Origin of the sequence: Pseudomonas sp. MIL19 (assembly GCF_028680365.1) — a bacterium.
Lineage (GTDB): Bacteria > Pseudomonadota > Gammaproteobacteria > Pseudomonadales > Pseudomonadaceae > Aquipseudomonas > Aquipseudomonas spirodelae.
Genome location: NZ_JAPPVG010000015.1, coordinates 13094 through 37308 on the forward strand (window position 1 = coordinate 13094; position 24215 = coordinate 37308).

A 24215-nucleotide genomic window follows, 5' to 3' on the forward strand; every position below is an offset into this window, starting at 1 on the left:
TCATGTCCCGTTTTTTTATTGACCGGCCGATCTTCGCCTGGGTGCTGGCCATCGTCGCCATGCTCGCGGGTGCGTTGTCGCTGGTAAACATGCCCATTAGCCAGTACCCGAATATCGCCGCCCCAGCAGTCGCCATCTCGGCCAACTACCCCGGCGCCTCGGCGCAGACGGTGCAAGACACCGTGGTGCAGGTCATTGAGCAGCAGCTCAGCGGCCTCGACGGTTTCCTCTACATGTCCGCCGAAAGCAGTTCCGACGGTAGCATGAGCATCATTGTGACCTTCGAGCAGGGCACGAATCCGGATATCGCCCAGGTCCAGGTGCAGAACAAACTGCAGCTGGCGACGCCCAGGCTGCCGGAGGAAGTGCAGCGCCAAGGCCTACGGGTGGTGAAGTACCAGAAGAACTTCTTTCTGATCATCGGCCTGCTGGACAACACCGGCAAGCTGGACAACTTCGACCTTGGCAACCTGATTTCTGCGCAGCTGCAGGATCCGATTTCGCGCATCAATGGCGTGGGCGACTTCCAAGTGTTCGGCTCACCGAATGCCATGCGCATCTGGCTCGACCCGGCCAAACTCAATAGCTATCAGCTGACCCCAGGCGATGTGGCTGCGGCTATTCGTGAGCAGAACGTACAGGTGTCGTCTGGCCAGCTCGGCGGCCTGCCGACCCGTCGCGGCGTGCAACTCAACGCCACCGTACTGGGCAAGACCCGCATGACCACGGCGGCGGAGTTCGAGGAAGTGCTCATTAAGGTCAAGGCCGATGGCGCGCAGGTTCGCGTGAAGGACGTGGCCCGCGTCGAGCTGGGTGCCGACAACTTCTCCATTTCCAGCAATTACAACGGCATCCCCTCAGCCGGTCTGGCCTTGCGCTTGGCCAGCGGCGGTAACCTGTTGGAAACCGTGGACGCGGTGAAAGCCGTGATGGAGCAGCAGAAAGCCTATCTGCCGGAAGGCGTCGAGGTGCTCTACCCCTACGACACCACGCCGGTGGTAGAAGCCTCGATCAGTTCAGTGGTCGCCACTATCGTGGAGGCTGTTGTCCTGGTGTTCCTGGTGATGTTCCTGTTCCTGCAGAATTTCCGCGCCACGCTGATTCCGACCCTGGCGGTGCCTGTTGTGCTGCTTGGCGCCTTCGCCTTGCTGCCCTACTTCGGCATCAGCATCAACGTGTTGACCATGTACGCCATGGTGTTGGCCATCGGCCTGCTGGTGGACGACGCCATTGTGGTGGTGGAAAACGTCGAGCGCCTGATGCACGAAGAAGGTCTGTCGCCACTGGAAGCCACACGCAAATCCATGGGGCAGATATCCGGCGCGCTGATCGGCATTGGCATGGTGCTGTCGGCGGTGTTCGTGCCCATGGCGTTCTTCGGCGGTTCAGCGGGCATCATCTATAAGCAGTTCGCCGTCACCATCGTCGTCTGCATGGGCCTATCCGTGCTGGTTGCGCTGATTTTCACCCCGGCGCTGTGTGCCACCATCCTCAGGTCGCCCAAGGGCGATGCCCATCACGAGAAAAAAGGCTTCTTCGGCTGGTTCAACCGTACCTTCGACCGCGGTACAGCGCGCTTCGAGCGCGGCGTCAGCGGCATGCTCAAGCACCGCGGACGCTACCTGCTGGCCTTCGCGCTGATCACCGCCGGCACGGGCTACCTGTTCAGCCAAATCCCCAAGGCCTTCCTGCCCAATGAAGACCAGGGCTTGATGATGGTCGAGGTGCGCATGCCGGTGAACGCGTCTGCCGAACGCACCGAAGCAGTACTGACGGAGGTTAAGGACTACCTGCTGGAAGAAGAGGCCGAACTGGTGAACTCGGCATTGACCGTCAACGGCTTCAACTTCGCGGGGCGCGGTCAGAACTCGGGCCTGGGCCTGGTCATGCTCAAGGACTGGAGCGAGCGTGGCGCTGAGGGCCAGGACGTGTTCAGCATGGCTGAGCGCGCCAACAAGCGCTTTGCGCAAATCAAGGACGCCACGGTGATGGCCTTCGTGCCACCGGCGATCCTGGAAATGGGCAACGCCATGGGCTTCGACCTTTACCTACAGGACAGTGCAAGCCTCGGCCACGAGGCGCTGATGGAGGCGCGTAATCAGTTCCTGCAGCTGGCCAACGAGCATCCGAAGCTGCGCGCGGTGCGGCCCAACGGCAAGGACGACGAGCCACAGTTCCAGGTCAACATTAACGATGAGAAAGCGCGGGCGCTGCAGGTCAGCATCGCGGCGATCAACGAAACCATGACCGCGGCTTGGGGCTCGATGTACGTCAACGACTTCATCGACGCCGGACGGGTCAAGCGCGTCTACATCCAGGGTGAGGACACTTCGCGCATCTCGCCGGAAGACTTCGACAAGTGGTACGTGCGCAATGCCCTCGGTGAGATGGTGCCGTTCTCGGCCTTCGCCAGCGGCGAGTGGGTGTTCGGCTCGCCCAAGCTGGAACGCTACGGCGGTATTTCCTCGGTGGAGATCCTCGGCGAGCCGATGCCCGGCTACAGCACCGGCGACGCGATGATCGCCATTGCCGAGATCATGCAGCAGCTGCCACCGGGCATCGGCTTGAGTTATACCGGCCTGTCTTACGAGGAAATCCAGACCGGCGACCAGGCTCCCATGCTTTACGCCTTGACCGTGCTGATCGTGTTCCTCTGCCTGGCCGCCCTCTATGAGAGCTGGTCGGTGCCGGTGTCGGTGATGTTGGTGGTGCCACTGGGCATCCTCGGTGCGGTGATCGCCACATTGGGGCGCGACCTGAACGCTGACGTGTACTTCCAGATCGGCCTGATGACCACCGTCGGTCTGGCGGCGAAGAACGCGATCCTGATCATCGAGTTCGCCAAGGAGCTTTACGAGAAGCAAGGTATGCCGCTGGCCCAAGCCGCCGTCGAAGCCGCCAAGCTGCGTTTGCGGCCGATCATCATGACGTCCCTGGCCTTCACCTTCGGCGTGCTGCCGATGGCACTCGCCACAGGTGCCGGTGCCGGCAGCCAGCACTCGGTCGCCACCGGCGTGGTCGGCGGGATGATCACTGCCACGGTGCTCGCGGTGTTCTTCGTACCGCTGTTCTACGTGGTGGTGGTCAAACTGTTCGAGGGCTTCAAGAAGGCGCCAGCGGTTACCGAAGGAGAATCCGTATGAGACTCAAGCCGCTGACTCTCGCAGTTGCCCTGGTGCTGGGCGGCTGCAGCCTGATTCCTGACTATGAGCGCCCCGAGGCGCCGATTGCGGCCGCCTGGCCGCAAGGTGCAGCCTATGGCACGGCCCAGGGGAACGGTAGCAGTGCCGCCGAACTGAGCTGGCAGGCGTTCTTCCGCGATCCGGCGTTGCGCCAGTTGATCGGCGTGGCGTTGCACAATAACCGCGACCTGCGCCAGGCGGCGCTTAACGTCGAGGCCTATCGAGCGCTGCACCGCATCCAGCGTTCCGAGCTGTTGCCAACTATCGACGCCGGTGCCGGCGGTCAGCGCCAGCGTCTGCCGGCGGACCTGTCGCCGACCGACACGGCGGGAATCCAGAGTCAGTACCAGGCGTCGCTTGGCGTCGCCTATGAGCTGGACGTCTTCGGCCGCATCCGTAGCCTCAGCCGTGCCGCACTGGAGGAATACCTGGCCACCGCAGAGGTGCAGCGCAGTGTGCACATCGCCCTGGTCGGCGATGTGGCCACCGCGTACTTCAGCTGGCGCAGCAACCAGACCCAGCTGGAGCTGACCGAGGCCACCCTGGAAAGCTACCGAGAGAGCCTGGCGCTGATCACATCCAGTGCCGAAGCGGGCACCGCCTCGGAGCTCGACGTACGCCAGGCGCGCACCCTGGTCGATCAAGCGCGTACACAGAAGGCGCTGTTCACCCGGCTTATCGCCGAAGATGGCAACGCCCTGCGCCTGCTGCTCGGCAGCGACATCCCGACGGACTTGCCCGAGAGCGACAAGCCTGGCATGGCGCTGCTTGCCGAATTCCCCGCCGGCCTGCCGGCAGACCTGCTGTTGCGCCGGCCGGATATCCGCGCAGCTGAACACCGCCTGCTGGCTGCCAACGCCAATATTGGCGCGGCGCGGGCGGCGTTCTTCCCCAGCATCAGTCTGACGGGTGCCGCGGGGACGGCCAGCAGTGAGTTGGACGGTCTGTTAGAAGGTGGCTCCGGCCTGTGGAGCTTTGCGCCACGGATCAACATCCCGCTCTTCACCGCCGGGCGGCTCAAAGCAAATCTCGACTACGCCGAGGTTCTCAAGGACATCAACGTTACCCGGTATGAGAAGAGCATCCAGGTCGCCTTCCGTGAGGTCGCAGACGGTTTGGCGGCGCGCGGCACCTTCGGCGAGCAGGTACAGGCACAGAGTGATCTGGTCGACAACAACCAGGCCTACTACCAACTGGCCCGCCAGCGTTACGACGAGGGAGTGGACACCTACTTCACCGTGCTCGATGCGCAGCGCGAACTCTTCGCCTCCCAGCGCCAACTGCTCAGCGACCACTTGCTTCAGCTAAACCGGGAAATCCAACTGTACAAAGCCCTGGGCGGTGGTTGGAGCCCGAGCGATACAGTCGCCACTGCCGACTGATTGGACACGGCCCCACCCTGGCGATTGTGAATTTCTCCAGGTTGGGGTCCTGTTAGTTCATCAGCGCGGCGGCAATGAGATAGACACAGGCCGTGTCACTTGATCAGTAATTGATAGTTTGATTAGGCAGATAAAGCCGGTGCACGTAGGTCAGCTTGAGCGACCGTCGGTCTTGAAGACGCTGCCGTCGACAGCGCAGGGAGTCGAGCACAAGGCCCCTGGCTCATTAACGCATGTTCGCATGGGAGCTGACCCACAAGACGGTTGCGTCCTCTTCTGTGCCAGAAACGCAGGCGTGCCCCATCCTACTGTCGAAATAACAAGAGTCCCCGGGGCTCATATGCAGAGGCTCGTAACCCTCTGTGTGCAGAATCACTTCACCGGTCAGCACAAAAAGTAGTTCTTCGCCGTCATGGCTCAGCAGTTTTGTGAATTCTGCGCGGTCATGCGCCCGCACTGTAGTGACCAATGGAATGAAGCGCTTATCCGCAAGGTCCGTGTGCAACATTTCATAGGTGTATTGATCGGTACGGTGAGCTACGCCTTGATGTCGACGGGTGACGCTTCGGCGGCCCAGAGGCGCGGCCTTGACGGTCGGACTGAAAAGCTCCCCGACCTCGACATTCAGCCCCAGCGCCAGTGCGGCAATCTTTTCGTAAGTCGGCGACAGCTGACCATTTTCGATCTTCGACAGCGCTGACGCAGAGATCCCGCAGCGCCGGCTTAATTGCTGAAGAGTCAGCTCAGCATTGCGCCGGAGTAATCGAAGTTTGGCTGCCAGCACGCTGCTGGAGAGCTCTGGGGCAGGCAGCGCCGGAGCGGGTTCGCGATTTTCTAAGGTCATGGCAGGTAATTAGCGCGCAGCAACCGTCGAGCCAAAGCAGTGGACGGGCATGTTGCTTTTGCGATATAAAATTTCCCATACGAAAAAAATAAGCAGGATAAGTAAAATGTCCTGATCCTGTGTGGAGCATAGCATGCGCGTCCTGACCAACACCCAAACAGCTGCTCAGCTGCCTTTCGACATTCTGATTCAAACACTTGAAAACTTTTTCAAGGAAGGCTGCGAGGTTCCGTTACGGCATAACCATGCCATATCCGGCAATACCGCCAGTGACAGTGGAATACTTCTGCTCATGCCTGCCTGGCAGCCGGGAAAGCGCCTCGGGGTTAAAACGGTCTCCATCTTCCCGAACAACAGCGCCCGTGGCCTGCCTGGGCTGCATTCGGTATTTATTCTTTACGACGCTGCAACTGGCGCGCCCTTGGCGATTTTGGATGGTGATGTGATCACCTCCCGACGCACTGCTGCAGCGTCGGCACTCGCGGCGAAATGGTTGAGCCGCCCGGATTCAAGCACGCTGTTGGTCGTCGGCGCTGGCAGGGTCGGCAGCCTGCTGCCCGACGCGTATCGCAGCGTACGGCCGATCGAACGTGTTTTGGTCTGGAATCGACTCAGCGAGTCCGCCGATACGCTGGTCGGCAATCTGCGCGAGCAAGGCATAGATGCACACGCGGTGAACAGCCTAGAAGACGCCGCGCAGGAAGCTGACATCATCACCTGCGCGACGTTGTCGACAGCGCCGCTGATCCAAGGCAAATGGCTGAAGCCGGGAGTGCACCTGGATTTGATCGGCGGTTTCACGCCGGCCATGCGTGAGAGCGATGATGAATGCATGCGCAAAGGCACGGTTTTCCTTGATACCACCGAGGCCTTGCTCAAAGCCGGGGACATTCTCGAGCCGATTGAAAGTGGTGCATTCAATGAGCAGCGGGTTGCTGCGACGTTGGAGCAGCTCTGCCGAGGCCAACATCCTGGGCGCACCTCTCGCTACGAAATCACCGTCTTTAAGGCTGTGGGTACCGCGTTGGAAGATCTAGCGGCCGCCTCACTGGCCTACGACGCATTCCAGGCAAACCCAGCATAAGAGTGATTAAACACGGGCTGATAAGGCAGGAGTTCACATGCCAAATCGACCAATAGCGCTGCCGCGCTTGGTGCCAGCTGCTTGCAATGATGCGATTCAGCTCTCGGCGGCGGATTTAGCCCCATATGCGGCCTTTTAAATCGTCCTCAGGCCATCGTTCATTGGCCTGCGCGTAGGCCAATGAACCCTTGAAATTCGCTTAAAAAGCGCATCAGCGGCAATGCCAGGGGCTACCTGGTGCTCTTTTGCGCTGTTTTAACGGTGCTCGCCGACATAAAACTAAAAACGGGAACTCACATGACGCAATCCAACACAACTCCAAACGCGTCCGATGGACGTCGCCGCGCCTTGGTCGCCAGCCTGACTGGCAGCTCGATCGAATGGTTCGACTACTTTCTCTATGGCACCGCCGCTGCCTTGGTCTTCAACAAGCTGTTTTTTCCCAATTTCGACCCAGTTGTTGGCCTGCTGCTGTCCTATTTGTCGTTTTCCCTGACCTTCTTCGTTCGGCCAATCGGCGGCGTGTTGTTTGCTCATATCGGCGACCGCATCGGCCGCAAGAAAACCCTCGTCATCACCTTGTCATTGATGGGCGGCGCCACAGTGCTGATCGGTTGCTTGCCAACCTATGATCACATCGGGGTGTGGGCGCCGATCTTGCTGATCAGCTTGCGCGTGATTCAGGGGCTAGGTATTGGGGGCGAGTGGGGAGGTGCATTGCTGCTGGCCTACGAATACGCGCCGCAAAAGCGTAAGGGCCTGTTCGGTAGCGTGCCGCAGGTGGGGGTCACCTTGGGCATGCTGCTGGCGACTATGGCCGTGGGCCTGATGACAATGCTGCCCGAGGAGGACTTCCTGTCCTGGGGCTGGCGTGTGCCGTTCCTGCTCAGTGCCGGCCTGGTGTTCCTTGGCCTGTGGATTCGCCATGGCCTGGATGAAACGCCGGACTTCAAAAAGGCCAAGGAGACAGGAAACGTCGCCAAGATGCCGCTGGTCGAAACCTTGCGTGATCATTGGCGCGAGGTACTGATTGCCATGGGCCTTAAGGTGGCTGAAACCGCACCGTTCTATATTTTCTCGACCTTCGTAGTCAGTTATGCCGTCACCACCCTGGATTACGCCAAGGGCAGTGTATTGACTGCCGTGATGATCGGCGCCGCTGTTGCCTCGATCATGATCCCGATCATGGGCTGGCTGTCCGACAAGATCGGTCGCAAAACCGTGTACATCAGCGGCATCCTGCTCATGGCGATGTGGGTCGTGCCGTACTTCATGCTGCTCGATACCAGAGCCACCTGGGCTCTGACTCTGGCTACCGTAGTCGCCGTCGGCATCCTCTGGGCACCGGTCACTGCCGTGTTGGGCACCATGAGCTCAGAGATCTTCTCGACTCGCGTGCGCTACACCGGCATTACCCTGGGGTATCAACTGGGTGCGGCATTGGCCGGTGGTACCGCGCCGCTGATCGCGACCTGGCTGCTCAGCCGTTACAACGGCAGCTGGCAGCCCGTGGCGATCTACCTGCTGGGCACAGTGGCGATCTCACTGATCGCCGTGCTGGCAGTCAAATCGTCATATAAAGAGGACGATGCAGCAGCGCCGGCCAACAGCGCCATGAAGCTGTCATAAGTTAAACGCATCGGGGCCCTTAGGGCCCCGAGTCGTATCTGCCCTTCCCACCCGCTAATCCCACTCAGATGGCCCTGAGCACAGCGCAAATCAGCAACTCGTCACCTTGCAGAAGGTAGCGCGGTGCAATGCGGGATTCCCCGCCTGCAGCACGAGCTGCCGGCCATCCTGAATCAGTCATCTGATAAAGGTGTCGCCACGGCATGGCGCGGTTGACCAGCAGTACATCGCCCTCAAAAATACCGATGCCCATCGTGCTCTTGCCACCTGCAAGGCGTGCGGCGCTGAAAGGCGGCATACTCTGCGTCCGCACCTTGCGCCCTAACCGTCCACGCTGAATGACCAGCCTGGCGAGACGCTGATACCTGATGATGCAAATAGCCACCGGCACCCCCATGCAGCTGCAAGACGACCCGCGTTTCTATTACCTGGCGAACTTCCGTCAAGCGTTGGCTTGGCTGCAAGAGCGCTATGCCGACTTGCTGAGCGAGCCCGAGTGCGCCTTCTTGCAGCAATTTTTAGCCGCGCCAAGAGCCGCCCAGGCGCTGCTGGTACGCATGATCATGCGCAAGGGCTCGCACTTTCGTGTGAGCAAGCTGGACTACGCTGAGATCGGCTGCAGCCGCTTGGCGGCAAAGCCACTGCTCGACGCCGGCTGGGTTCGACAGGACGCCGCGCTGTCGCTGGATGAGCTGTTCAGCCTGCTGCGCAAGGATGAAGTACTCGAACATCTGGGTGAGCGCGCGCAACAAAAAGCGCTGAGCAAAGGCGAGCTGCTGGAGCAACTGCGCGAGACCTACAGTGAGCCTCGCGCCTTCGCAGCGTGGTGCCCCGCCAGCGAGGATCAGGTGCTTAGCCTGACTGTCGATGCCTTGTGTGAACGCCTGCGTTTGATGTTTTTCGGCAACCTGCGTCAAGACTGGTCAGCGTTCGTGCTCGCCGAGCTCGGCATCTTCCGCTACGAGCCTGTGGCCCTGAGTGCTGAGTCGCGGGCCTTTCGCCACCGCGCAGATGTCGACTGCTACTTACAGCTGCAACGCAGCCGCGAACAGTTCGAGGCCGGCGAGCCGATCGATAACGTCCTGCAACAGATCAGCGCCCTGCTCTGCGACACGCCCTTCCTGGCCGCGCGACGGCACAAACTGCTGTTTCGCATGGGCCAGCAGTTGGAGCGCGAGGCCAATCTGGACGGTGCCTTGGCCTTTTATGCCGACTGCCGTTATGTCGGCGCCCGGCTGCGGCAGATTCGTGTGCTTGAGCGCCTGGGCCATCAAACGCAGGCCTACGCACTGGCCAAGCAGGCGGCCCACGCGCCGGAGAACGATGCCGAAGCGCAAGCTGTCGCCCGCGCCTTGGTGCGTCTGGCGCGCCAGTTAGGACAACCACAGCCGGATAAAGCCAAAACTGTCGCGCCGCAGCGGATCGATCTCTGCTTGCCAAAACCGGCAGCGCAGAGCGTCGAGTTCGCCGTCAAAGCGCACCTAAGCGAGCCTGACGGCCCGGTGCACTATGTCGAGAACAGCCTGATCTGTAGCTTGTTCGGGTTGCTGTGCTGGAAGGCCATCTTCGCCCCAGTGCCAGGGGCGTTCTTCCATCCGTTTCATACCGGCCCGGTTGACCTGCTCAGCACTGACTTTCACCCGCGCCGCGCCGAGGTCTTTGCTGAGTGTTTGGCGCACCTTGATACGCCGCACTACAAGCAGGTGATCCGGCAGAACTACGCAGACAAATTCGGCATCCAGTCGCCATTCGTATTCTGGGCAGCGCTCGATCCAGCCTTGTTGGAGCAAGCCCTCGACTGCCTGCCCGCCGCGCACTTGCTGGCATGGTTCAAGCGCTTGCTGCTCGACATCAAAGCCAACCGGGCCGGCATGCCTGACCTGATTCAACTGTGGCCAGCCGAACAGCGCTACCGGATGATTGAGGTCAAAGGCCCAGGCGACCGCTTGCAGGACAACCAACGCCGCTGGCTGGCCTTTTGCGCCGAGCACGGCATGCCGGTGGATGTGTGCTACGTGCAGTGGGCCGACGCGTGAACTACCAAGTTGCCGTGCGCGCGCTGTGCGAATTCACCGCCAAGGTCGGTGACCTGGATTTGCGCTTTACCCCCTCACCAACAGCCCAGGAAGGCATGACCGGCCACGCCATCGTGGTGGCTAGGCGCGGCCCAACCTATTACGCCGAGCTGCCGCTCAGTGGCGACTACCAAGGTTTGCACGTGCGCGGCCGGGCAGACGGCTACGACCCGGATGAAAACCGGCTTGAGGAAATCAAGACCCACCGCGGCGATATCAGCCGTATCCCCGAGAACCACCGTTTGCTGCATTGGGCGCAGGCCAAGGTCTACGGCTGGCTGCTGTGCCGCGAGCGCGACATGGCGGAGATCAACTTGGCGGTGGTCTACTTCAACGTCATCACCCAGCATGAAACAGCCTTTCACCTGACGCTCAGTGCTGATGAGTTGCGCGAGTTTTTTGAGCTGCAATGCAGCCGCTATATCCACTGGGCCGAATACGAGCGCGAACACCGCCGCCTGCGTGATGAGGCGCTAAAACGCCTGCGCTTTCCTCATGCCGAGTTTCGCAGTGGCCAGCGCCAGTTGGCCAACACCGTCTACCGCGCCGCGCGCGATGGCCACTGCCTGATGGCTCAGGCCACCACCGGCATCGGTAAAACCCTCGGCACCCTGTTTCCGCAGCTCAAGGCGTTTCCCGAACAGGAGCTGGACCGGCTGTTCTTTCTCACCGCGAAAACACCCGGCCGGCGCCTGGCTTTGGATGCCCTGGCCACCCTGCGTAGCCAGGAAGAGGCCATGCCGCTGCGGGTGCTGGAACATGTAGCCCGAGACAAAGCGTGCGAGCACCCGGACAAAGCCTGCCATGGCGACTCATGCCCCTTGGCCAAAGGCTTCTACGACCGTTTGCCAGAGGCGCGTAAGGCGGCACTCGAAGGCCAATGGCTGAGCCATGAAAGCGTGCGCAAAACCGCCCTGGCCCATCAGATCTGCCCCTATTACCTGAGCCAGGAACTCTGCCGTTGGTCCGATGTGGTGGTCTGTGATTACAACTACTACTTCGACATGGGCGGCCTGCTGTACGGCCTGACCCTGCTCAACGAATGGCGCATCACCCTGCTGGTGGATGAAGCCCACAACCTGATTGAACGCGCGCGCAGCATGTACACCGCCGAGCTCAATCAACTGCGTTTTGAGGCCGTAAGGCGCATTGCGCCGAGCGTGATGAAGGCACCGCTGGAGCGCATCAGTCGGCACTGGCGGCAGTTGGAGCGTGATCAAGAGGTGGCCTATCAGGTTTACCCGACCACCCCTGACCTGTTCATCATGGCGCTGCAAAAAGCGGTCAGCACCCTCACCGATCACCTGAGTGAGCAACCGGCGGGCAATGCCACTGAGTTGCTGCACTTCTACCTGGACGCCATGCTGTTCTGCCGCCTGGCCGAGGCTTTTGGGCCGCACTCGCTGTTCGATATCAGCCGTGACGACAACAACGGTCAGTCCGTATCGACCCTGTGCATTCGCAACATCGTCCCCGCGCCATTCCTGGCGCCTCGCTTCGCGGATGCCCACAGCTGCACGCTGTTTTCCGCCACCCTGAGCCCGGCGCACTACTACGCCGACCTGCTGGGCCTACCAGAAGAAACCCCGTGGATCGATGTGGAATCGCCCTTCAGTGCCGAGCAGCTGCACGTGCAAGCGGTCAGCAACCTCTCCACCCGCTATGCCCATCGCGACTTCTCATTGGCCCCGATTGCGGCATTAATGGCGCGCCAGTTTGCTGAGCAACCGGGCAATTACCTGGCGTTCTTCAGCAGCTATGCCTACCTGCAATCAGTACTGGATGCGTTTCGCGCAGCCCATCCGCAGATCCCGGTGTGGGTGCAATCACGGCAGATGGATGAAGCCGAACGCCAAGCCTTTCTCGAGCGGTTTTGCAGCAAGGGTCGCGGCATCGGCTTTGCCGTATTGGGCGGCGCATTTGGCGAAGGGATCGACCTGCCGGGGGATCGATTGATCGGGGCGTTTATTGCCACCCTCGGCCTGCCGCAGATCAATCCGGTCAATGAAGAAATCAAACAACGCATGGAAATCATGTTCGGCAGCAACAATGGCTACGACTACACCTACCTCTACCCTGGCCTGCAAAAAGTCGTACAGGCTGCCGGGCGAGTCATCCGCACCGTCAAAGACCAGGGCGTGGTCTACCTGATTGATGACCGCTTCAACCAACCCGCTGTGCGCAAGCTGCTGCCGACGTGGTGGAAAGTCCAACGCTGCCGTTTACCGCTGAACAACGATCAGCCTTCTTAGCCATGCGCAACGATTTACTCATCACCTGAAAATCTGTGCGTGAACCGCTGAAAACTGACCGGCGCGGCGAAGGCCAGGAACATGGATAACCACCCGATAACGCAACGTTCACCAGCCCTCTGGTAAACAGCCACGCTTACGCCTCGCGATCCTTAACGGCCAGCCGCCGCGACTGTTAAGGGTCGCAATCAACCTCGCCGCGCCAAGACTTGCGTTGCGCCCTGGGTTTTCTGGCAATACCAGAACACCCGGCTGACGCCGCGCGTGACCGCCACATAGGCCAGGCGTAGGCTTTCGTCCTGCATCGCCTGGTCGTAGCTGTTGCTGAAGAACCCGCAATAGGCATACAGCGCGTTGCGCAGCGGATGCGGCGTGGGCGGCATGCAATCATCGAGGATGATCGCCACTTCGGCCTGCAGGCCCTTGGCGCGGTGAATGGTGTAAGCCTTAACCGGTAACTTTTTGTCCAGCTGCGCGGTGATGGCTTTTAACGGCTCGTTGCGTCGGCTGAGCAGTAGCACCGCAGTGCGCTCACAACTATTGCGCTCAGCGGCATACGCGCATTGCTGCTGAATCTGTTTGAGCAGCTCCGGCAAACGCGCTTTGCTGTCAAACCGCTGGATCAGCCGCACACCGTGATCGCCCGGCTGCACAGGCTTGATCGCCTGGCTGGTTTTCGCCTGTTTGTGGCGCACGCTGCCGAGCAGCGCTTCGGCGTCGCGGATAATCGGTTCAACCGAGCGGTAGTTATTGGCCAGCGTCAGCACGGCGCTGTGTTTGGCGCGGCCCTTACCGGGAAAGTGCCGGTCGAAGTCGATAAACAGCTCCGGCGAACTGCCGCGCCAACCGTAGATCGACTGCCAGTCATCACCAATCGCCATCAAGCTGACGGCGCTGCTCTGCCCGCTTTGAGCACGCTGCACGGCTTGCAGCCACTGCACGATCTGCGGCGATATGTCCTGAAATTCGTCGATTAGCAAGTGACTAAAAGGGGCCAGCAACTCGGCGGAGATGCCCTGTCCGCCCGCGTTCAGCCGTGCAGTCAATTGCTTGAACGCCGTATTGAAGGTCATCAACCCCTGCTCTTGCAGGCCTCGATCAAAGTACGGCCAGAACAGCGCCAAGGCCTCACAGAACTCGCGCACCTGAGCCGAACCATTTAGCTCCTGTGGCTGCAAAGCGGCGACTTCAATAGCAATGCTCTCAGCAAATCCGGCCTGGACGTAGAAGGCCTCATACAGCGGCGCGGCGCTGAACTCGCCCTGTAACGTGAAGGCATCCAGCGGCGCCTTGGGCGGGCGTTTGCTGTCTGCCGGCGGCTGGGGTAACTGCAACAGGCTGTGCACCCGCTGGCGAAACACCTGCTGCTCGGCATAACACTGCTGGTAGGCCTGTTTCAGCAAACGCTGCTGCGCGGGGCGTAAACGGCTCGCCATCAGCGGGTTATCCAGCTCGCGGCCGGCCGCCTGCTTATCGTATAACTGCTCAAACCAGCGCGGGTTACCGAGTAGGCCTTTAGCCATGGCGCCCATGGACGAGTGGAAGGTGCGCACAGACTGCCGCGCCTGGGCCTCATCGAAGGGGTAGTTGAAAAACCCCAGCACCTTGAGCAACTGCTCGCGCAACTCGGCGCAAGACGCATTGGTGAAGGAAATCACCGTCAGTTGCTCCGGCTTGATGCCCAGATGGCAGAGCATAAACACCACCCGCAGCACCAGTGTGGTGGACTTGCCCGACCCGGCACCGGCGAAAATACGCGTCAGCGGATGATGGCTGAGGATCATCGCCCACTGCTCATCCGAAGGCGCACTGAGCAACCCGGCCTGCACCGCGCGCGCCACCTGCTCACGCATCGCCAGGCTCTGCGCGGCATCGACCGGCAACATGGCTGGCCCATAAATACCTGTGGTGCTGGCTTTGCTGGCAGTGCGGCGCGGTTTCGCCGGTGGCTTTGCAGTGCTTGATTTAGCTTTACCCGCGGCGGGCTTCTTTGCACGGGCGGTTGGCTTTTTTAATAAAGCCGTAGCTTCGCGGTCGGCACGCAGGTACGCCGTGGTGTGGGGGAAGTAGCGCGCCAGGGCAGCGGCGATGCGCCGCGTGTAGCGCTGAACAGCAGATGGCATCCGCGACCCAGTCATGTAGATAGATCGTTGAATGATAAGTGTTTTTTACACCGAACTGACGATGCTAGTTGGCGCACGGGCACAGCCCGTATACGCCAACTAACACCGCCAGAGGGTCAGTCGAGCATGCCGACGTAACGCGGATGGCTGGCCACCCGCGCCAACCATGTACGAATGGCGGGGAATGGCGTCAGGTCAAAGCCGCCTTCGTCCGCCACATGGGTGTAGGCATACAGGGCGATGTCGGCAATCGAGAAATCCTCGCCAACCAGATAGGAGGTGCGCTGCAGCTGCTTCTCCATCACCTTTAGCGCTTTGTAACCCAGCGCCTGACACGCCTCGTACTCTGCGCGGCGTGTATCCGGTAGCCCCTGATACAGCTTAATAAAGCGCGCCACCGCGACGTTGGGCTCATGGCTGTACTGCTCGAAAAACTGCCACTGCAGCACCTGAGTGCGCAGACGCGGCTCGGTTGGCAAAAACGCGCTGCCATCGGCAAGGAAGTTGAGAATGGCGTTGGATTCCCACAAACAGGTGCCGTCATCCAACTCCAGCACCGGGATCTTGCCGTTGGGGTTCTTGGCCAAAAACGCTTCGCTCTGGGTTTCGCCCTTGAGGATATCAATCGGTATCCACTCATAGGGCTGATCCAGCAGGTGCAGCATCAGTTTGACCTTGTAACAGTTGCCCGAACGGTAATCGCCGTAAACCTTGTACATATCACCCTCCTCTGACTAAACCTGTGCAACTAGCGTGCTTGCGCCTCACGGATCACGGCGGCCAAGCGTTTGAGCCCTTCATTCAGGCGCTCCGGTGCCACGTGACTGAAGTTCAGTCGCAGATGGCCAGGGTGAGCGTCGGGGTCGATAAAAAACGGTTCGCCTGGCATAAACGCCACGTTCTGCGCCAAGGCCGGGGCCAGCAGCGTGCGCGTGTCCAGCGGCTGCTTGAGGGTTAGCCAGAAAAACAGCCCGCCCTGGGGGATCTGCCAGTCGGCCAAGTCACTGAAATGCTCTTGCAGGACAGCCTGCATGGCATCACGACGGAGGCGATAAAAGTCGCGCAGCTCGGCCAGATGGCCACGGTATTTCTCGCTGCCCAGCCATTGCAGCGCCTGCCACTGGCCGATGCGGTTGGTGTGCAGATCCGCCGACTGCTTGAGGCGCAGCAAATAGGGGTACAGATCCGGCGTGGCAATCAGGTAGCCGACGCGCAGCCCTGGCAGCAGGGTTTTCGACACGGTGCCGGTGTAGATCCAGCTGGCCTTCTTGAGGCGGCTGACAATCGGCGTGGCGCTGCCGTCATCGAACACCAGTTCGCGGTATGGCTCATCTTCAATCAGGGTCACAGCAAACTCGTCGAGCAAAGCGGCAACAGCATCGCGCTTGGCTTCGCTGTAGCGCACGGCCGAAGGGTTTTGGAAGGTTGGGATCAGATAGGCGAACGCCGGTTTGTGATCCTGCAAACGTTGACGCAACGCCTCAAGCTGCGGGCCATCGGACTCCTGCGGCACGGCGATGCAGTCAGCACCGAACAGCTGGAAGGCTTGCAGCGCGGCGAGGTAGGTCGGCGCTTCAAGCAGCACTTCGGTACCCGGATCGATAAACAGCTTGCTGGCCAAATCCAGGGTTTGCTGCGAGCCGCTGACAATCAACACCTGGCTGGCATCGCATGGCACGCCCAAGGCACGCGCCTCGGCGGCAATCGCCTCGCGCAGGGCCGGCTCGCCTTCACTGGTACCGTACTGGCCCATGCTTGCCGGCATCGCGTCCCACTCGACCTTCGGTAGCATCGGCTCGGCGGGTAAGCCGCCGGCAAACGACATCACTTCCGGGCGCTGCGCCGCCGCCAGAATTTCACGAATAAGAGAGCTTTTTAGGCGGGCAACACGTTCGGAGAAGGCCATGGATACACCGGTAGCAAAGGCAAATAGAAATAGGTCAAACTGGTTGCCAGAAACTACGCCGACCACCGTATATACGTCAATAGGCTTGACCTTAATGATTGACTTCAAAAGCACAGCCACTCAGCAAATTGCCATGGAAGCCTTTTTCTCCGGCTATCAGGCTTTTACCGCCAAAGCAGATGAAATGCTGGCGCGCCGCGGTTTGTCGCGGGTGCATCACCGCATCCTGTTTTTTATCGCCAAGTACCCAGGCCTGAGCATGAAAGAACTGCTGGCTTATCTGGGCGTCAGCAAGCAGGCCTTGAATACCCCGCTGCGGCAGTTACTGGAAATGGGCTTGGTGCAGAGCCTTGCGGCCGCAGATGACAAACGCAAACGCCTGCTCGGCTTCACCGCCGAAGGCACCAAGCTGGAAAAAGCCCTGCGCCGCGAACAAACCAAGCTGCTGCAGCGCGTGCTGAATGAAGCAGGTGAGACGGCCGTCAGTGGTTGGTTGCTGGTCAACCAAACGTTGGGCAACAGTCGCTAATAAGTGGCGGGCGATGACTGATAGTTAGCGGCGCTGAGCAACTCACTAACTGTACCGTCGCCATAGACAAGCACAGTAAAACTGTACCGCTGATTGCCTGCGTCGCTGTACCGCGACGCTCTGCCCCTGCGCCCCTAGGCTGTCGAGCACTGCCTATGAGTGCTGCGCCATGACCCTCGAACTGCTACTCGCCTTTGTTGCGTTTGCCTTTGTCACATCAGTGACGCCTGGACCAAACAACATGATGCTGCTCGCCAGCGGGGTGAACTTCGGCCTGCGCCGCAGCCTGCCGCATATGTTCGGCATCAGCCTGGGCTTTATGTTGCTGGTGGCCGCTGTCGGTCTCGGCCTTGGCCAGTTGTTCGAACAAGTGCCGCTGCTGTACAGCGTGCTGCGCTACCTGGGCGCCGCCTACCTGCTGTACCTGGCCTGGAAAATCGCCAACTCGGGCGCCCCCGACCATCAGGCCAACGCAGCGGGCAAACCCTTTAGCTTTTTACAGGCGGCGGCCTTTCAGTGGGTCAACCCGAAAGCCTGGATCATGGCGATCGGCGCCATCACCACCTACACCCCGCAAGACAATTTCGTGGTCAGTGTACTGCTGATTGCCGCACTCTTTGCCTTGGTCAATTGCCCCAGCGTCGGCCTGTGGACCATCGCCGGCAGTATGCTGCGCAACTGGCTGAACAACGCCCGCGCCTTGCGTGTATTCAACATCGGCATGGCCCTATTGCTCGTGGCCTCGCTGTATCCCATCTTCGCTGACACCGGACTGCTCTGATGCACGACCTGCCGCAACCCCGCCTAAGGCCGCTGGCCGACACGTCCACCTCGGCAGTCGTCGCCGGTTTTATTGCCATGCTGACCGGTTACACCAGCTCGTTGGTGCTAATGTTCCAGGCCGGCCAAGCTGCCGGGCTGACAGACGGCCAGATTTCCTCATGGATCTGGTCGCTGTCGATTGGCATGGCGATCTGCTGCATTGGCCTGTCGCTGCGCTACCGCGCGCCGATCATGATTGCCTGGTCCACGCCGGGCGCCGCCTTGCTGATCACCAGCCTGCCGGGTGTGCCCTATGGCGAAGCCATTGGTGCCTACATCCTCGCCTCCGGGTTGATCGTGCTGATCGGCCTGACAGGCACCTTCGACCGTATCATGCGGCGCATTCCCGGCTCCCTGGCCGCCGCCCTGCTGGCCGGCGTGCTGTTCAAGATCGGCCTGGAAATCTGCGTGGCCGCCGAACAGCAACCGGTGCTGGTGCTGGCCATGCTGCTCGCCTACCTGCTGGGCAAACGCCTGCTGCCGCGTTATGCAGTACTCGCCGCGCTGATTGTTGGCAGCGTGCTGGCCGGAGTCTTCGGCCTGCTGAATTTCGAGCAGTTTGAACTGCAACTGGCGGTACCGGAATGGACCACACCGAGCTTTTCCCTAGCTGCGGCGATCAGCATCGGCATCCCGCTGTTTATTGTCGCCATGGCCTCACAGAACCTGCCGGGCATGGCCGTGCTGCGCGCCAACGGTTATGACGTTCCTGCCAGCCCATTGCTGACCACCACCGGGCTGACGTCAATGCTGCTGGCTCCGTTCGGCAGCCACGGCATCCATATGGCGGCCATTAGCGCGGCGATCTGCGCCGGCCCGGAAGCCCACGAAGACCCGAAAAAACGCTACACCGCCGCCATCTGGTGCGGGGTGTTCTACGGCATCGCCGGGATCTTCGGCGCCACCCTCGCCGCACTGTTTAGCGCGCTGCCGAAAGCCCTGATCCTGTCCATCGCCGCCCTGGCCCTGTTCGCCTCGATCATCGGCGGTTTGACCCAAGCCATGAGCGAGCCGAAAGAACGCGAAGCGGCGCTGATCACCTTTCTCGTGACGGCCTCGGGCATGACGTTGTTTTCAGTGGGTTCGGCCTTCTGGGGCATCGTCGCCGGCTTGCTGACCCTGGCCATTCTCAACTGGGGCAAGCAGGACGCGTAAGCGCATTGCCCACAACCCAGCCCCCATGTAAGTGGCAGCAGGCCCCACGGCTGACGCCTGCCTTTACTCGGGGCCGCTAAGCGCGGCCCCTAACCTTCACGCAGTGCACTGGATACCAGCGAAAATGCGGGTGAAGGTTGCCGCCTGCTGGGGTAATACAGGTAGTAGCCGGCGAATGGAGGGCACCAGTCTTCCAGTACGCGCATCAACCTGCCTTCCTGCAGATGGGGTTCAAACTCCTCCTCGGGTAAATAGGCAATGCCCAGCCCTGCCAATGCCGCCTCCACTATGTGCACCGAGGTATTGAAGGTGAGCTGCCCGGTTACGCGCACGTTCACCTGCTTGCCGCGGCGTTCAAAGTCCCACACGTAGAGCCCGCCTGATGTCTGCATGCGCTGGTTGATACAGCGATGGTCCATCAAGTCGTGCGGTTTTTTAGGGATGGCGCGCGAGGCAAAGTAAGCAGGCGTGGCGACGGCCGCCATCCGCAAGGGCGGGCCTATGGGCACGGCGATCATGTCTTTGTCGATGGTATCGCCCAACCGCACACCTGCATCAAAGCGGTCCGCGACGATATCCCGAAAGCCGTAATTGATGTCGAACTCGATTTCGATGTCCGGGTATTCGCGCAGCAACGGCGTGAGCTTGGGCATCAATGTTTTGCGCAGCACGTGATCGCCACAGGTGATGCGTACAGTCCCCGCAGGTTTGTCGCGCAACTCCGTCAGCTCATCCAGTTCCGCTTCGATTTCATCAAAGCGATGGCCGATGGCCTGCAGCAGCCGCTCGCCCGCGACCGTCGGCGAGACGCTGCGCGTGGTGCGTGTCAGCAACCTGATCTGCAAGCGTGCTTCCAGGCCGCTGATGGCCTGGCTTAACGCCGATTGGCTGATGCCCAGGATCGAGGCGGCGCGGGTAAAACTGCCTTCACGCGCCACGGTCACGAAAGACTGCAGATCGTTGAGGTTTCTTCTGACCATATGCCGACGCCTTGCAACTTATTAAGTAGCTGAGCTTATAGCCCCATTAAGCATTGATTAGCTAGTCAGCACAAAGGCCTTGCCTCACCATTCGCTTCATAATTTTGAATCAAGGTGAGGCCCAATGGCCGCTGTTTTCCCACTCGCTGAAGCACATGAACAACCCGCTCACTGGAGCGGCGTCTTTGCCATGACACTTTGCGTTTTCGCGCTGATCGCCTCGGAGTTCATGCCCGTCAGCCTGCTGACACCGATAGCCGTTGATCTGCACGTCAGCGAAGGACTCGTAGGCCAAGGCATCGCTATTTCCGGAGCCTTCGCGGTGCTGACCAGCTTGTCGATTGCCAAGCTGGCTGGCGCCCTCAACCGCAAGACGCTGTTGCTGGCGCTGACCGGTTTGATGGCGCTATCCGGTGCTGTGGTCGCGATAGCGCCAAACTACCTGACCTACATGGTTGGCCGCGCACTCATCGGCGTGGTCATCGGTGGTTTTTGGTCCATGTCCGTTGCAACGGCCATGCGCCTGGTGCCAGCCAACCACGTGCCCAAGGCCTTGGCCATCTTCAACGGCGGTAACGCGTTGGCGACGGTGATTGCCGCGCCACTGGGCAGCTATCTGGGGGCGCTCATGGGCTGGCGCGGCGCCTTTTTTTGCCTGGTACCGGTTGCGGCGATTGCCTTTATATGGCTATGGATCAGCCTGCCGAGCATGCCGGCGGGTGAGCGCACGCCGGGCGCTGCAAATATCTTCACGCTGTTAAAGCTGCGCGCCGTGGCGCTGGGCATGGCCGGATGCGCCGCCTTCTTCATGGGGCAGTTCACGCTGTTCACGTACCTGCGGCCGTACCTCGAAACCGTGACACAGGTGGACGTAACCACGTTGTCGCTGATCTTGCTGGTGATTGGCGCCGCCGGCTTCATCGGCACCCTGATTATCGGTGCGTTATTGCGGCATGGGCTGTTTCGAACACTCGTCACTATTCCCTTACTAATGGCCGCGATCGCCTTGGCGCTGATCCCCTTCGGCAGCTCGGTCGTTACCGTTGCGGGGCTGCTCGGGCTGTGGGGGCTGGTGGCTACAGCAGCGCCTGTCGGTTGGTGGAGCTGGATTGCCCAAGCCCTGCCTAAAAACGCTGAGGCCGGCGGCGGCCTGATGGTGGCCGTGATTCAGTTGGCCATTGCGCTGGGCTCCACAGTTGGCGGTTTACTGTTCGACAGTCGCGGCTACCAAAGTACATTCGTAACGAGCGCCGGCGTGCTTGTGCTGGCAGCGCTGCTTACTTTTTTAACCTCACGCGCGCCCATGCCGCGAGCAGCCTGAACCGCGCGCGAGAACAGAGACGCAACATGACCCTGATCCGCTGCAGCGCCCTGCTTCGAGTTATGCGCCTATTCGCCGCGGCAATCGGCCAGCGCCGAGTCTCGGCCCTGAAGCGCCTACACTGGTGGGGACTGCTGTATGCCATGCTGCTACTCGGCGGTTGCGAAGCCCACTCACACCCTGCATCTGGCTCACATGAAACAGCTGCGCAAGATGCCGCATCGGCGGCGTTGATACTGGAGAAACCCCGCATGTTTATGGCCGTCGGCGAGCATCGGTTCGCCATCACCTTGACCGACTCTGCGAGCGCCCGTGCATTTGCCGCGTTGCTGCCGTTGACGTTGGAGATGAGCGATCTCAACCACAATGAGAAATTCGCCAGCCTTCCTCAAGCGCAGCCCACTGATGCCAGTATTCCGGGAACGCTGCACAATGGCGACCTGATGTTGTATGGCGCCGACACGCTGGTGGTTTTCTACCTGCGCTTTAACTCGTCTTACGCCTATACGCGGCTTGGTCGTGTGGACGACCCGGCTGGTCTGTCTCAGGCGCTAGGTTCGCGGGATGTGCGGGTGGAGTTTTCCAACGACTAACGGCTGCGCATGGGTAGATTCACGCCAATGAATAACGTCATTCTTCTACTCACGCGGCGGGCCAGCGCCTCCCCGCAGGGGTGAGATTTGCTCCGAGGTAGGCGAGCAAGGCACTGACCTTGGGCATCGCTTCACGGCTCTTGAGCCATACCAGATTCATCGGCTGCCCTTCGGTGGAGAGGTGTGGCAACACTTCTACCAGGCTGCCATCGTTCAAATGCGCCTGAACCAGCCATGTAGGCAGCTGGGCGATGCCCAACCCGGCCAGCACGGCCATCACCTCCCCTTCCCCGTCACCGACGGCGATATGCGGGTGCATGATTCTGCGCTCCATATCACCCGGTTGACGCCCTTTGAAATACCACGGGATCGCCATCCCATCGTTCTGGCCGTAACCCACGCACAGGTGCCCGTCCAAGTCCGATTCTGCTTGGGGCATCCCGTAACGGCGCAGGTAATCCGGCGAGGCGCAAAAAATCAGCTTCGGCGTGCCGAAAAACTGGTGCCCAAGAGAGGCAGGCCATGCATCAGAACCGCCAATCCTGACAACGATATCGATGCCCTCATGTACCGGATCGACGTAACGATCGGAAAACGACACATGCGGTGATAACCGTGGGTGCTCTTTGACGAAATCAAGAATGAGCGGCAGTACATGCAGCCGCCCATAGGACGCCGGCAAATCAATCCGCACCTTGCCGTGCGGCTCGGTCTGAGTGGCGGTCAGCGCGACCTCGACCTCCTCCAGATCGGCAAGTACCGTCGTGCAGGTGCGGTAAAAGGTCTCCCCTGCTTCGGTGAGCGACACGCGACGCGTGGTGCGCTGAAACAAACGAATGCCCAGACGCGCCTCAAGGCGCCCAATGCTCTTGCTCACCGCGGAGCTGGTCAGGTGCAAGCGCTCAGCTGCGGCGGTAAAGCTGCCCAGATCGGCCACGATGACGAACACATCGATACCTTTTAAGCGCTCAGAAGAAAACATGGCGGCCCCAATTAATGAATTAAATTCCAATCACTTGGTAAAAACCAACCAAGATCAAGCGCTATTTCTCCAATAGGCTATGTGAAAACCTAGTTGGAGTTAAGTGTCATGCATTCCTCATCTGTCGCAGACGCGACGCTGTCCCCTGCCGAAACGTCGCGCTCAGGGCTGCAGATCCTGATCATGGCAGTCGCAGCCTTCATTATCGTCACCACCGAATTTCTGATTGTCGGTCTACTGCCTGCGTTGTCGCGAGAGCTGAACATCTCTATCGCCTTGGCTGGCCAGGTCGTGACCCTGTTCGCCTTTACCGTGATGGTGTTCGGGCCGCTACTCACCGCCAAACTGGCGCATGTGGAGCGCAAGAAACTCTTCACATTGATCCTCATGGTATTCGCCGCGTCCAACGTGCTGGCGGCGATCGCCACTAACATCTGGGTGTTGGCCCTGGCGCGCTTCATCCCGGCTCTGGCGCTGCCCGTGTTTTGGGGCACAGCCAGCGAGACGGCCGGGCAACTCGCAGGCCCTGGGCAATCAGGCAAGGCTGTTGGGCGCGTCTACCTAGGGATTACCGCCGCTCTGGTATTCGGCGTACCGCTCGGGACCCTGGCTGCTGATTCGGTCGGCTGGCGAGGCAGCTTCTGGATACTCGCCGCGATCTCGCTGCTGATTGGTGTGCTGATGCATGTGGTGATGCCTAAGTTACCGGTGTCTGCCAGCTCGCACCCTGACAACAAGCAGACGGCGATATTAGGCCAACCTCGCTTCCTGGCTCATTTGCTGTTGTCGATCCTGACCTTCACCGCGTTGTTCACCGCTTACACCTATTTAGCCGACATCCTTGAGCGCCTGGGCAACATTCCGGCTGGCCAGGTGGGCTGGTGGCTGATGGGCTTCGGCGCAGTCGGCATGCTCGGTAATCACCTGGCTGGCAGCATGGTCGACCGCAGGCCACTGGCCGCCATGGTGCTATTTTTAGTGCTGGCGGGCGCCGGTATGCTCGCCGCAGTTCCACTGGCCCCTCATCACATTGGGCTGATGGTTGCCCTGGTGGCATGGGGGATCGGCTATACGGCGCTGTTCGTGGTCTGCCAAGTGCGGGTTATGCAGGCCGGTGCGCAGGCTCAAGCCTTGGCCGCAACCATGAACATTTCCGCCGCCAACGCGGGCATCGGCTTGGGCGCGATTCTTGGCGGTATCGGCATTGAACGCTACGGCCTTGAATCAATCGGCGTCATCGCCGCCTTGATAGCCGCGTTGGCGATCGTCGTCACACTACTGTTGATGCGGCGCCAGTAATCACCTCGGCGGCAACCGCCCGAAAGGTTGCCGCCACTCGCGCACCTAAAAACCGCT

The 24215-nt window shown here is 60.5% G+C and carries 19 protein-coding genes; 12 read left to right on the forward strand and 7 right to left on the reverse strand.

Annotated elements, in window-relative coordinates; all coding sequences use genetic code 11:
- Positions 1-2: 2 nt before the first annotated feature.
- Positions 3-3143, forward strand: a complete 3141-nt coding sequence (locus N1078_RS11805; RefSeq protein ID WP_274088376.1) for an efflux RND transporter permease subunit — start codon at positions 3-5, stop codon at positions 3141-3143.
- Positions 3140-4564: an efflux transporter outer membrane subunit gene (locus tag N1078_RS11810; RefSeq protein ID WP_274088377.1), complete on the forward strand. Its 1425-nt coding sequence runs from the start codon at positions 3140-3142 to the stop codon at positions 4562-4564. Before N1078_RS11805 ends, N1078_RS11810 begins: the two co-directional genes overlap by 4 nt.
- Before the next feature lie 226 nt (positions 4565-4790).
- On the opposite strand, the gene N1078_RS11815 is transcribed toward N1078_RS11810, so the two are convergent.
- Positions 4791-5408, reverse strand: a complete 618-nt coding sequence (locus N1078_RS11815) for a helix-turn-helix domain-containing protein (protein ID WP_274088378.1) — start codon at positions 5406-5408, stop codon at positions 4791-4793.
- A gap of 133 nt (positions 5409-5541) precedes the next feature.
- Here N1078_RS11815 and N1078_RS11820 point away from each other — a divergent pair, with 133 nt between their 5' ends.
- Entirely contained in the window at positions 5542-6492 is a 951-nt protein-coding gene (locus tag N1078_RS11820) for an ornithine cyclodeaminase family protein (RefSeq protein ID WP_274088379.1), read from the forward strand.
- Between the two features lie 297 nt (positions 6493-6789).
- Positions 6790-8121, forward strand: coding sequence for an MFS transporter (locus N1078_RS11825; protein WP_274088380.1), 1332 nt, complete (start codon positions 6790-6792; stop codon positions 8119-8121).
- 64 nt (positions 8122-8185) lie between these two features.
- On the opposite strand, the gene N1078_RS11830 is transcribed toward N1078_RS11825, so the two are convergent.
- On the reverse strand, positions 8186-8419 hold the full coding sequence (locus N1078_RS11830; protein WP_274088381.1) for a hypothetical protein: 234 nt from the start codon (positions 8417-8419) through the stop codon (positions 8186-8188).
- 73 nt (positions 8420-8492) lie between these two features.
- On the opposite strand from N1078_RS11830, the gene N1078_RS11835 reads away from it, so the two are divergent.
- Together N1078_RS11835 and N1078_RS11840 are read left to right on the forward strand one after the other, a co-directional pair.
- Positions 8493-10157, forward strand: coding sequence for a VRR-NUC domain-containing protein (locus tag N1078_RS11835; protein WP_274088428.1), 1665 nt, complete (start codon positions 8493-8495; stop codon positions 10155-10157).
- Complete coding sequence (locus N1078_RS11840; protein WP_274088382.1) at positions 10154-12448, forward strand: ATP-dependent DNA helicase; 2295 nt, start codon at positions 10154-10156, stop codon at positions 12446-12448. Before N1078_RS11835 ends, N1078_RS11840 begins: the two co-directional genes overlap by 4 nt.
- A 188-nt stretch (positions 12449-12636) precedes the next feature.
- Here the strand turns inward: N1078_RS11840 and N1078_RS11845 are convergent, their stop codons facing one another.
- From N1078_RS11845 to N1078_RS11855, 3 genes are all read right to left on the reverse strand, one after another.
- Positions 12637-14571 (reverse strand): DEAD/DEAH box helicase, encoded by a 1935-nt coding sequence (locus N1078_RS11845; RefSeq protein WP_274088383.1) that lies wholly within the window; start codon positions 14569-14571, stop codon positions 12637-12639.
- Positions 14572-14687: 116 nt separating this feature from the next.
- Entirely contained in the window at positions 14688-15290 is a 603-nt protein-coding gene (locus N1078_RS11850; protein WP_274088384.1) for a glutathione S-transferase family protein, read from the reverse strand.
- Positions 15291-15319: 29 nt separating this feature from the next.
- Complete coding sequence (locus tag N1078_RS11855; protein WP_274088429.1) at positions 15320-16477, reverse strand: aminotransferase-like domain-containing protein; 1158 nt, start codon at positions 16475-16477, stop codon at positions 15320-15322.
- A 94-nt stretch (positions 16478-16571) separates the two neighbouring features.
- Here N1078_RS11855 and N1078_RS11860 point away from each other — a divergent pair, with 94 nt between their 5' ends.
- The 3 genes from N1078_RS11860 (at position 16572) to N1078_RS11870 (ending at position 18983) form a co-directional block, all read left to right on the forward strand.
- Complete coding sequence (locus N1078_RS11860) at positions 16572-17006, forward strand: MarR family winged helix-turn-helix transcriptional regulator (RefSeq protein ID WP_274088385.1); 435 nt, start codon at positions 16572-16574, stop codon at positions 17004-17006.
- A 169-nt stretch (positions 17007-17175) separates the two neighbouring features.
- Positions 17176-17787 (forward strand): LysE family translocator, encoded by a 612-nt coding sequence (locus N1078_RS11865; RefSeq protein WP_274088386.1) that lies wholly within the window; start codon positions 17176-17178, stop codon positions 17785-17787.
- Positions 17787-18983 carry a benzoate/H(+) symporter BenE family transporter gene (locus tag N1078_RS11870; protein ID WP_274088387.1) on the forward strand — a complete coding sequence of 399 codons (1197 nt, stop codon included), beginning with the start codon at positions 17787-17789 and terminating at the stop codon, positions 18981-18983. Before N1078_RS11865 ends, N1078_RS11870 begins: the two co-directional genes overlap by 1 nt.
- Positions 18984-19072: 89 nt before the next feature.
- On the opposite strand, the gene N1078_RS11875 is transcribed toward N1078_RS11870, so the two are convergent.
- Positions 19073-19963: a LysR family transcriptional regulator gene (locus tag N1078_RS11875; RefSeq protein WP_274088388.1), complete on the reverse strand. Its 891-nt coding sequence runs from the start codon at positions 19961-19963 to the stop codon at positions 19073-19075.
- Positions 19964-20153: 190 nt separating this feature from the next.
- Here N1078_RS11875 and N1078_RS11880 point away from each other — a divergent pair, with 190 nt between their 5' ends.
- Positions 20154-21284, forward strand: a complete 1131-nt coding sequence (locus tag N1078_RS11880; RefSeq protein WP_411912013.1) for an MFS transporter — start codon at positions 20154-20156, stop codon at positions 21282-21284.
- A gap of 26 nt (positions 21285-21310) precedes the next feature.
- Complete coding sequence (locus tag N1078_RS11885) at positions 21311-21877, forward strand: cyclophilin-like fold protein (RefSeq protein ID WP_411912012.1); 567 nt, start codon at positions 21311-21313, stop codon at positions 21875-21877.
- A 49-nt stretch (positions 21878-21926) separates the two neighbouring features.
- On the opposite strand, the gene N1078_RS11890 is transcribed toward N1078_RS11885, so the two are convergent.
- Positions 21927-22859, reverse strand: a complete 933-nt coding sequence (locus tag N1078_RS11890; protein ID WP_274088390.1) for a LysR substrate-binding domain-containing protein — start codon at positions 22857-22859, stop codon at positions 21927-21929.
- Positions 22860-22967: 108 nt separating this feature from the next.
- Between N1078_RS11890 and N1078_RS11895 the strand changes: the two genes are divergently transcribed.
- Positions 22968-24158, forward strand: coding sequence for an MFS transporter (locus N1078_RS11895; protein ID WP_274088391.1), 1191 nt, complete (start codon positions 22968-22970; stop codon positions 24156-24158).
- Positions 24159-24215 lie beyond the last annotated feature (57 nt).

What these genes read in the sequence shown, in the direction of transcription:
- N1078_RS11805 (WP_274088376.1), top strand. Translation starts at nt 3, where the DNA reads ATGTCCCGTTTTTTTATTGACCGGCCGATCTTCGCCTGGGTGCTGGCC.
- N1078_RS11810 (WP_274088377.1), top strand. Translation starts at nt 3,140, where the DNA reads ATGAGACTCAAGCCGCTGACTCTCGCAGTTGCCCTGGTGCTGGGCGGC.
- N1078_RS11815 (WP_274088378.1), bottom strand. Translation starts at nt 5,408, where the DNA reads ATGACCTTAGAAAATCGCGAACCCGCTCCGGCGCTGCCTGCCCCAGAG.
- N1078_RS11820 (WP_274088379.1), top strand. Translation starts at nt 5,542, where the DNA reads ATGCGCGTCCTGACCAACACCCAAACAGCTGCTCAGCTGCCTTTCGAC.
- N1078_RS11825 (WP_274088380.1), top strand. Translation starts at nt 6,790, where the DNA reads ATGACGCAATCCAACACAACTCCAAACGCGTCCGATGGACGTCGCCGC.
- N1078_RS11830 (WP_274088381.1), bottom strand. Translation starts at nt 8,419, where the DNA reads ATGCCGCCTTTCAGCGCCGCACGCCTTGCAGGTGGCAAGAGCACGATG.
- N1078_RS11835 (WP_274088428.1), top strand. Translation starts at nt 8,493, where the DNA reads ATGCAAATAGCCACCGGCACCCCCATGCAGCTGCAAGACGACCCGCGT.
- N1078_RS11845 (WP_274088383.1), bottom strand. Translation starts at nt 14,571, where the DNA reads ATGCCATCTGCTGTTCAGCGCTACACGCGGCGCATCGCCGCTGCCCTG.
- N1078_RS11850 (WP_274088384.1), bottom strand. Translation starts at nt 15,290, where the DNA reads ATGTACAAGGTTTACGGCGATTACCGTTCGGGCAACTGTTACAAGGTC.
- N1078_RS11855 (WP_274088429.1), bottom strand. Translation starts at nt 16,477, where the DNA reads ATGGCCTTCTCCGAACGTGTTGCCCGCCTAAAAAGCTCTCTTATTCGT.
- N1078_RS11860 (WP_274088385.1), top strand. Translation starts at nt 16,572, where the DNA reads ATGATTGACTTCAAAAGCACAGCCACTCAGCAAATTGCCATGGAAGCC.
- N1078_RS11865 (WP_274088386.1), top strand. Translation starts at nt 17,176, where the DNA reads ATGACCCTCGAACTGCTACTCGCCTTTGTTGCGTTTGCCTTTGTCACA.
- N1078_RS11870 (WP_274088387.1), top strand. Translation starts at nt 17,787, where the DNA reads ATGCACGACCTGCCGCAACCCCGCCTAAGGCCGCTGGCCGACACGTCC.
- N1078_RS11875 (WP_274088388.1), bottom strand. Translation starts at nt 19,963, where the DNA reads ATGGTCAGAAGAAACCTCAACGATCTGCAGTCTTTCGTGACCGTGGCG.
- N1078_RS11880 (WP_411912013.1), top strand. Translation starts at nt 20,154, where the DNA reads ATGACACTTTGCGTTTTCGCGCTGATCGCCTCGGAGTTCATGCCCGTC.
- N1078_RS11885 (WP_411912012.1), top strand. Translation starts at nt 21,311, where the DNA reads ATGACCCTGATCCGCTGCAGCGCCCTGCTTCGAGTTATGCGCCTATTC.
- N1078_RS11890 (WP_274088390.1), bottom strand. Translation starts at nt 22,859, where the DNA reads ATGTTTTCTTCTGAGCGCTTAAAAGGTATCGATGTGTTCGTCATCGTG.
- N1078_RS11895 (WP_274088391.1), top strand. Translation starts at nt 22,968, where the DNA reads ATGCATTCCTCATCTGTCGCAGACGCGACGCTGTCCCCTGCCGAAACG.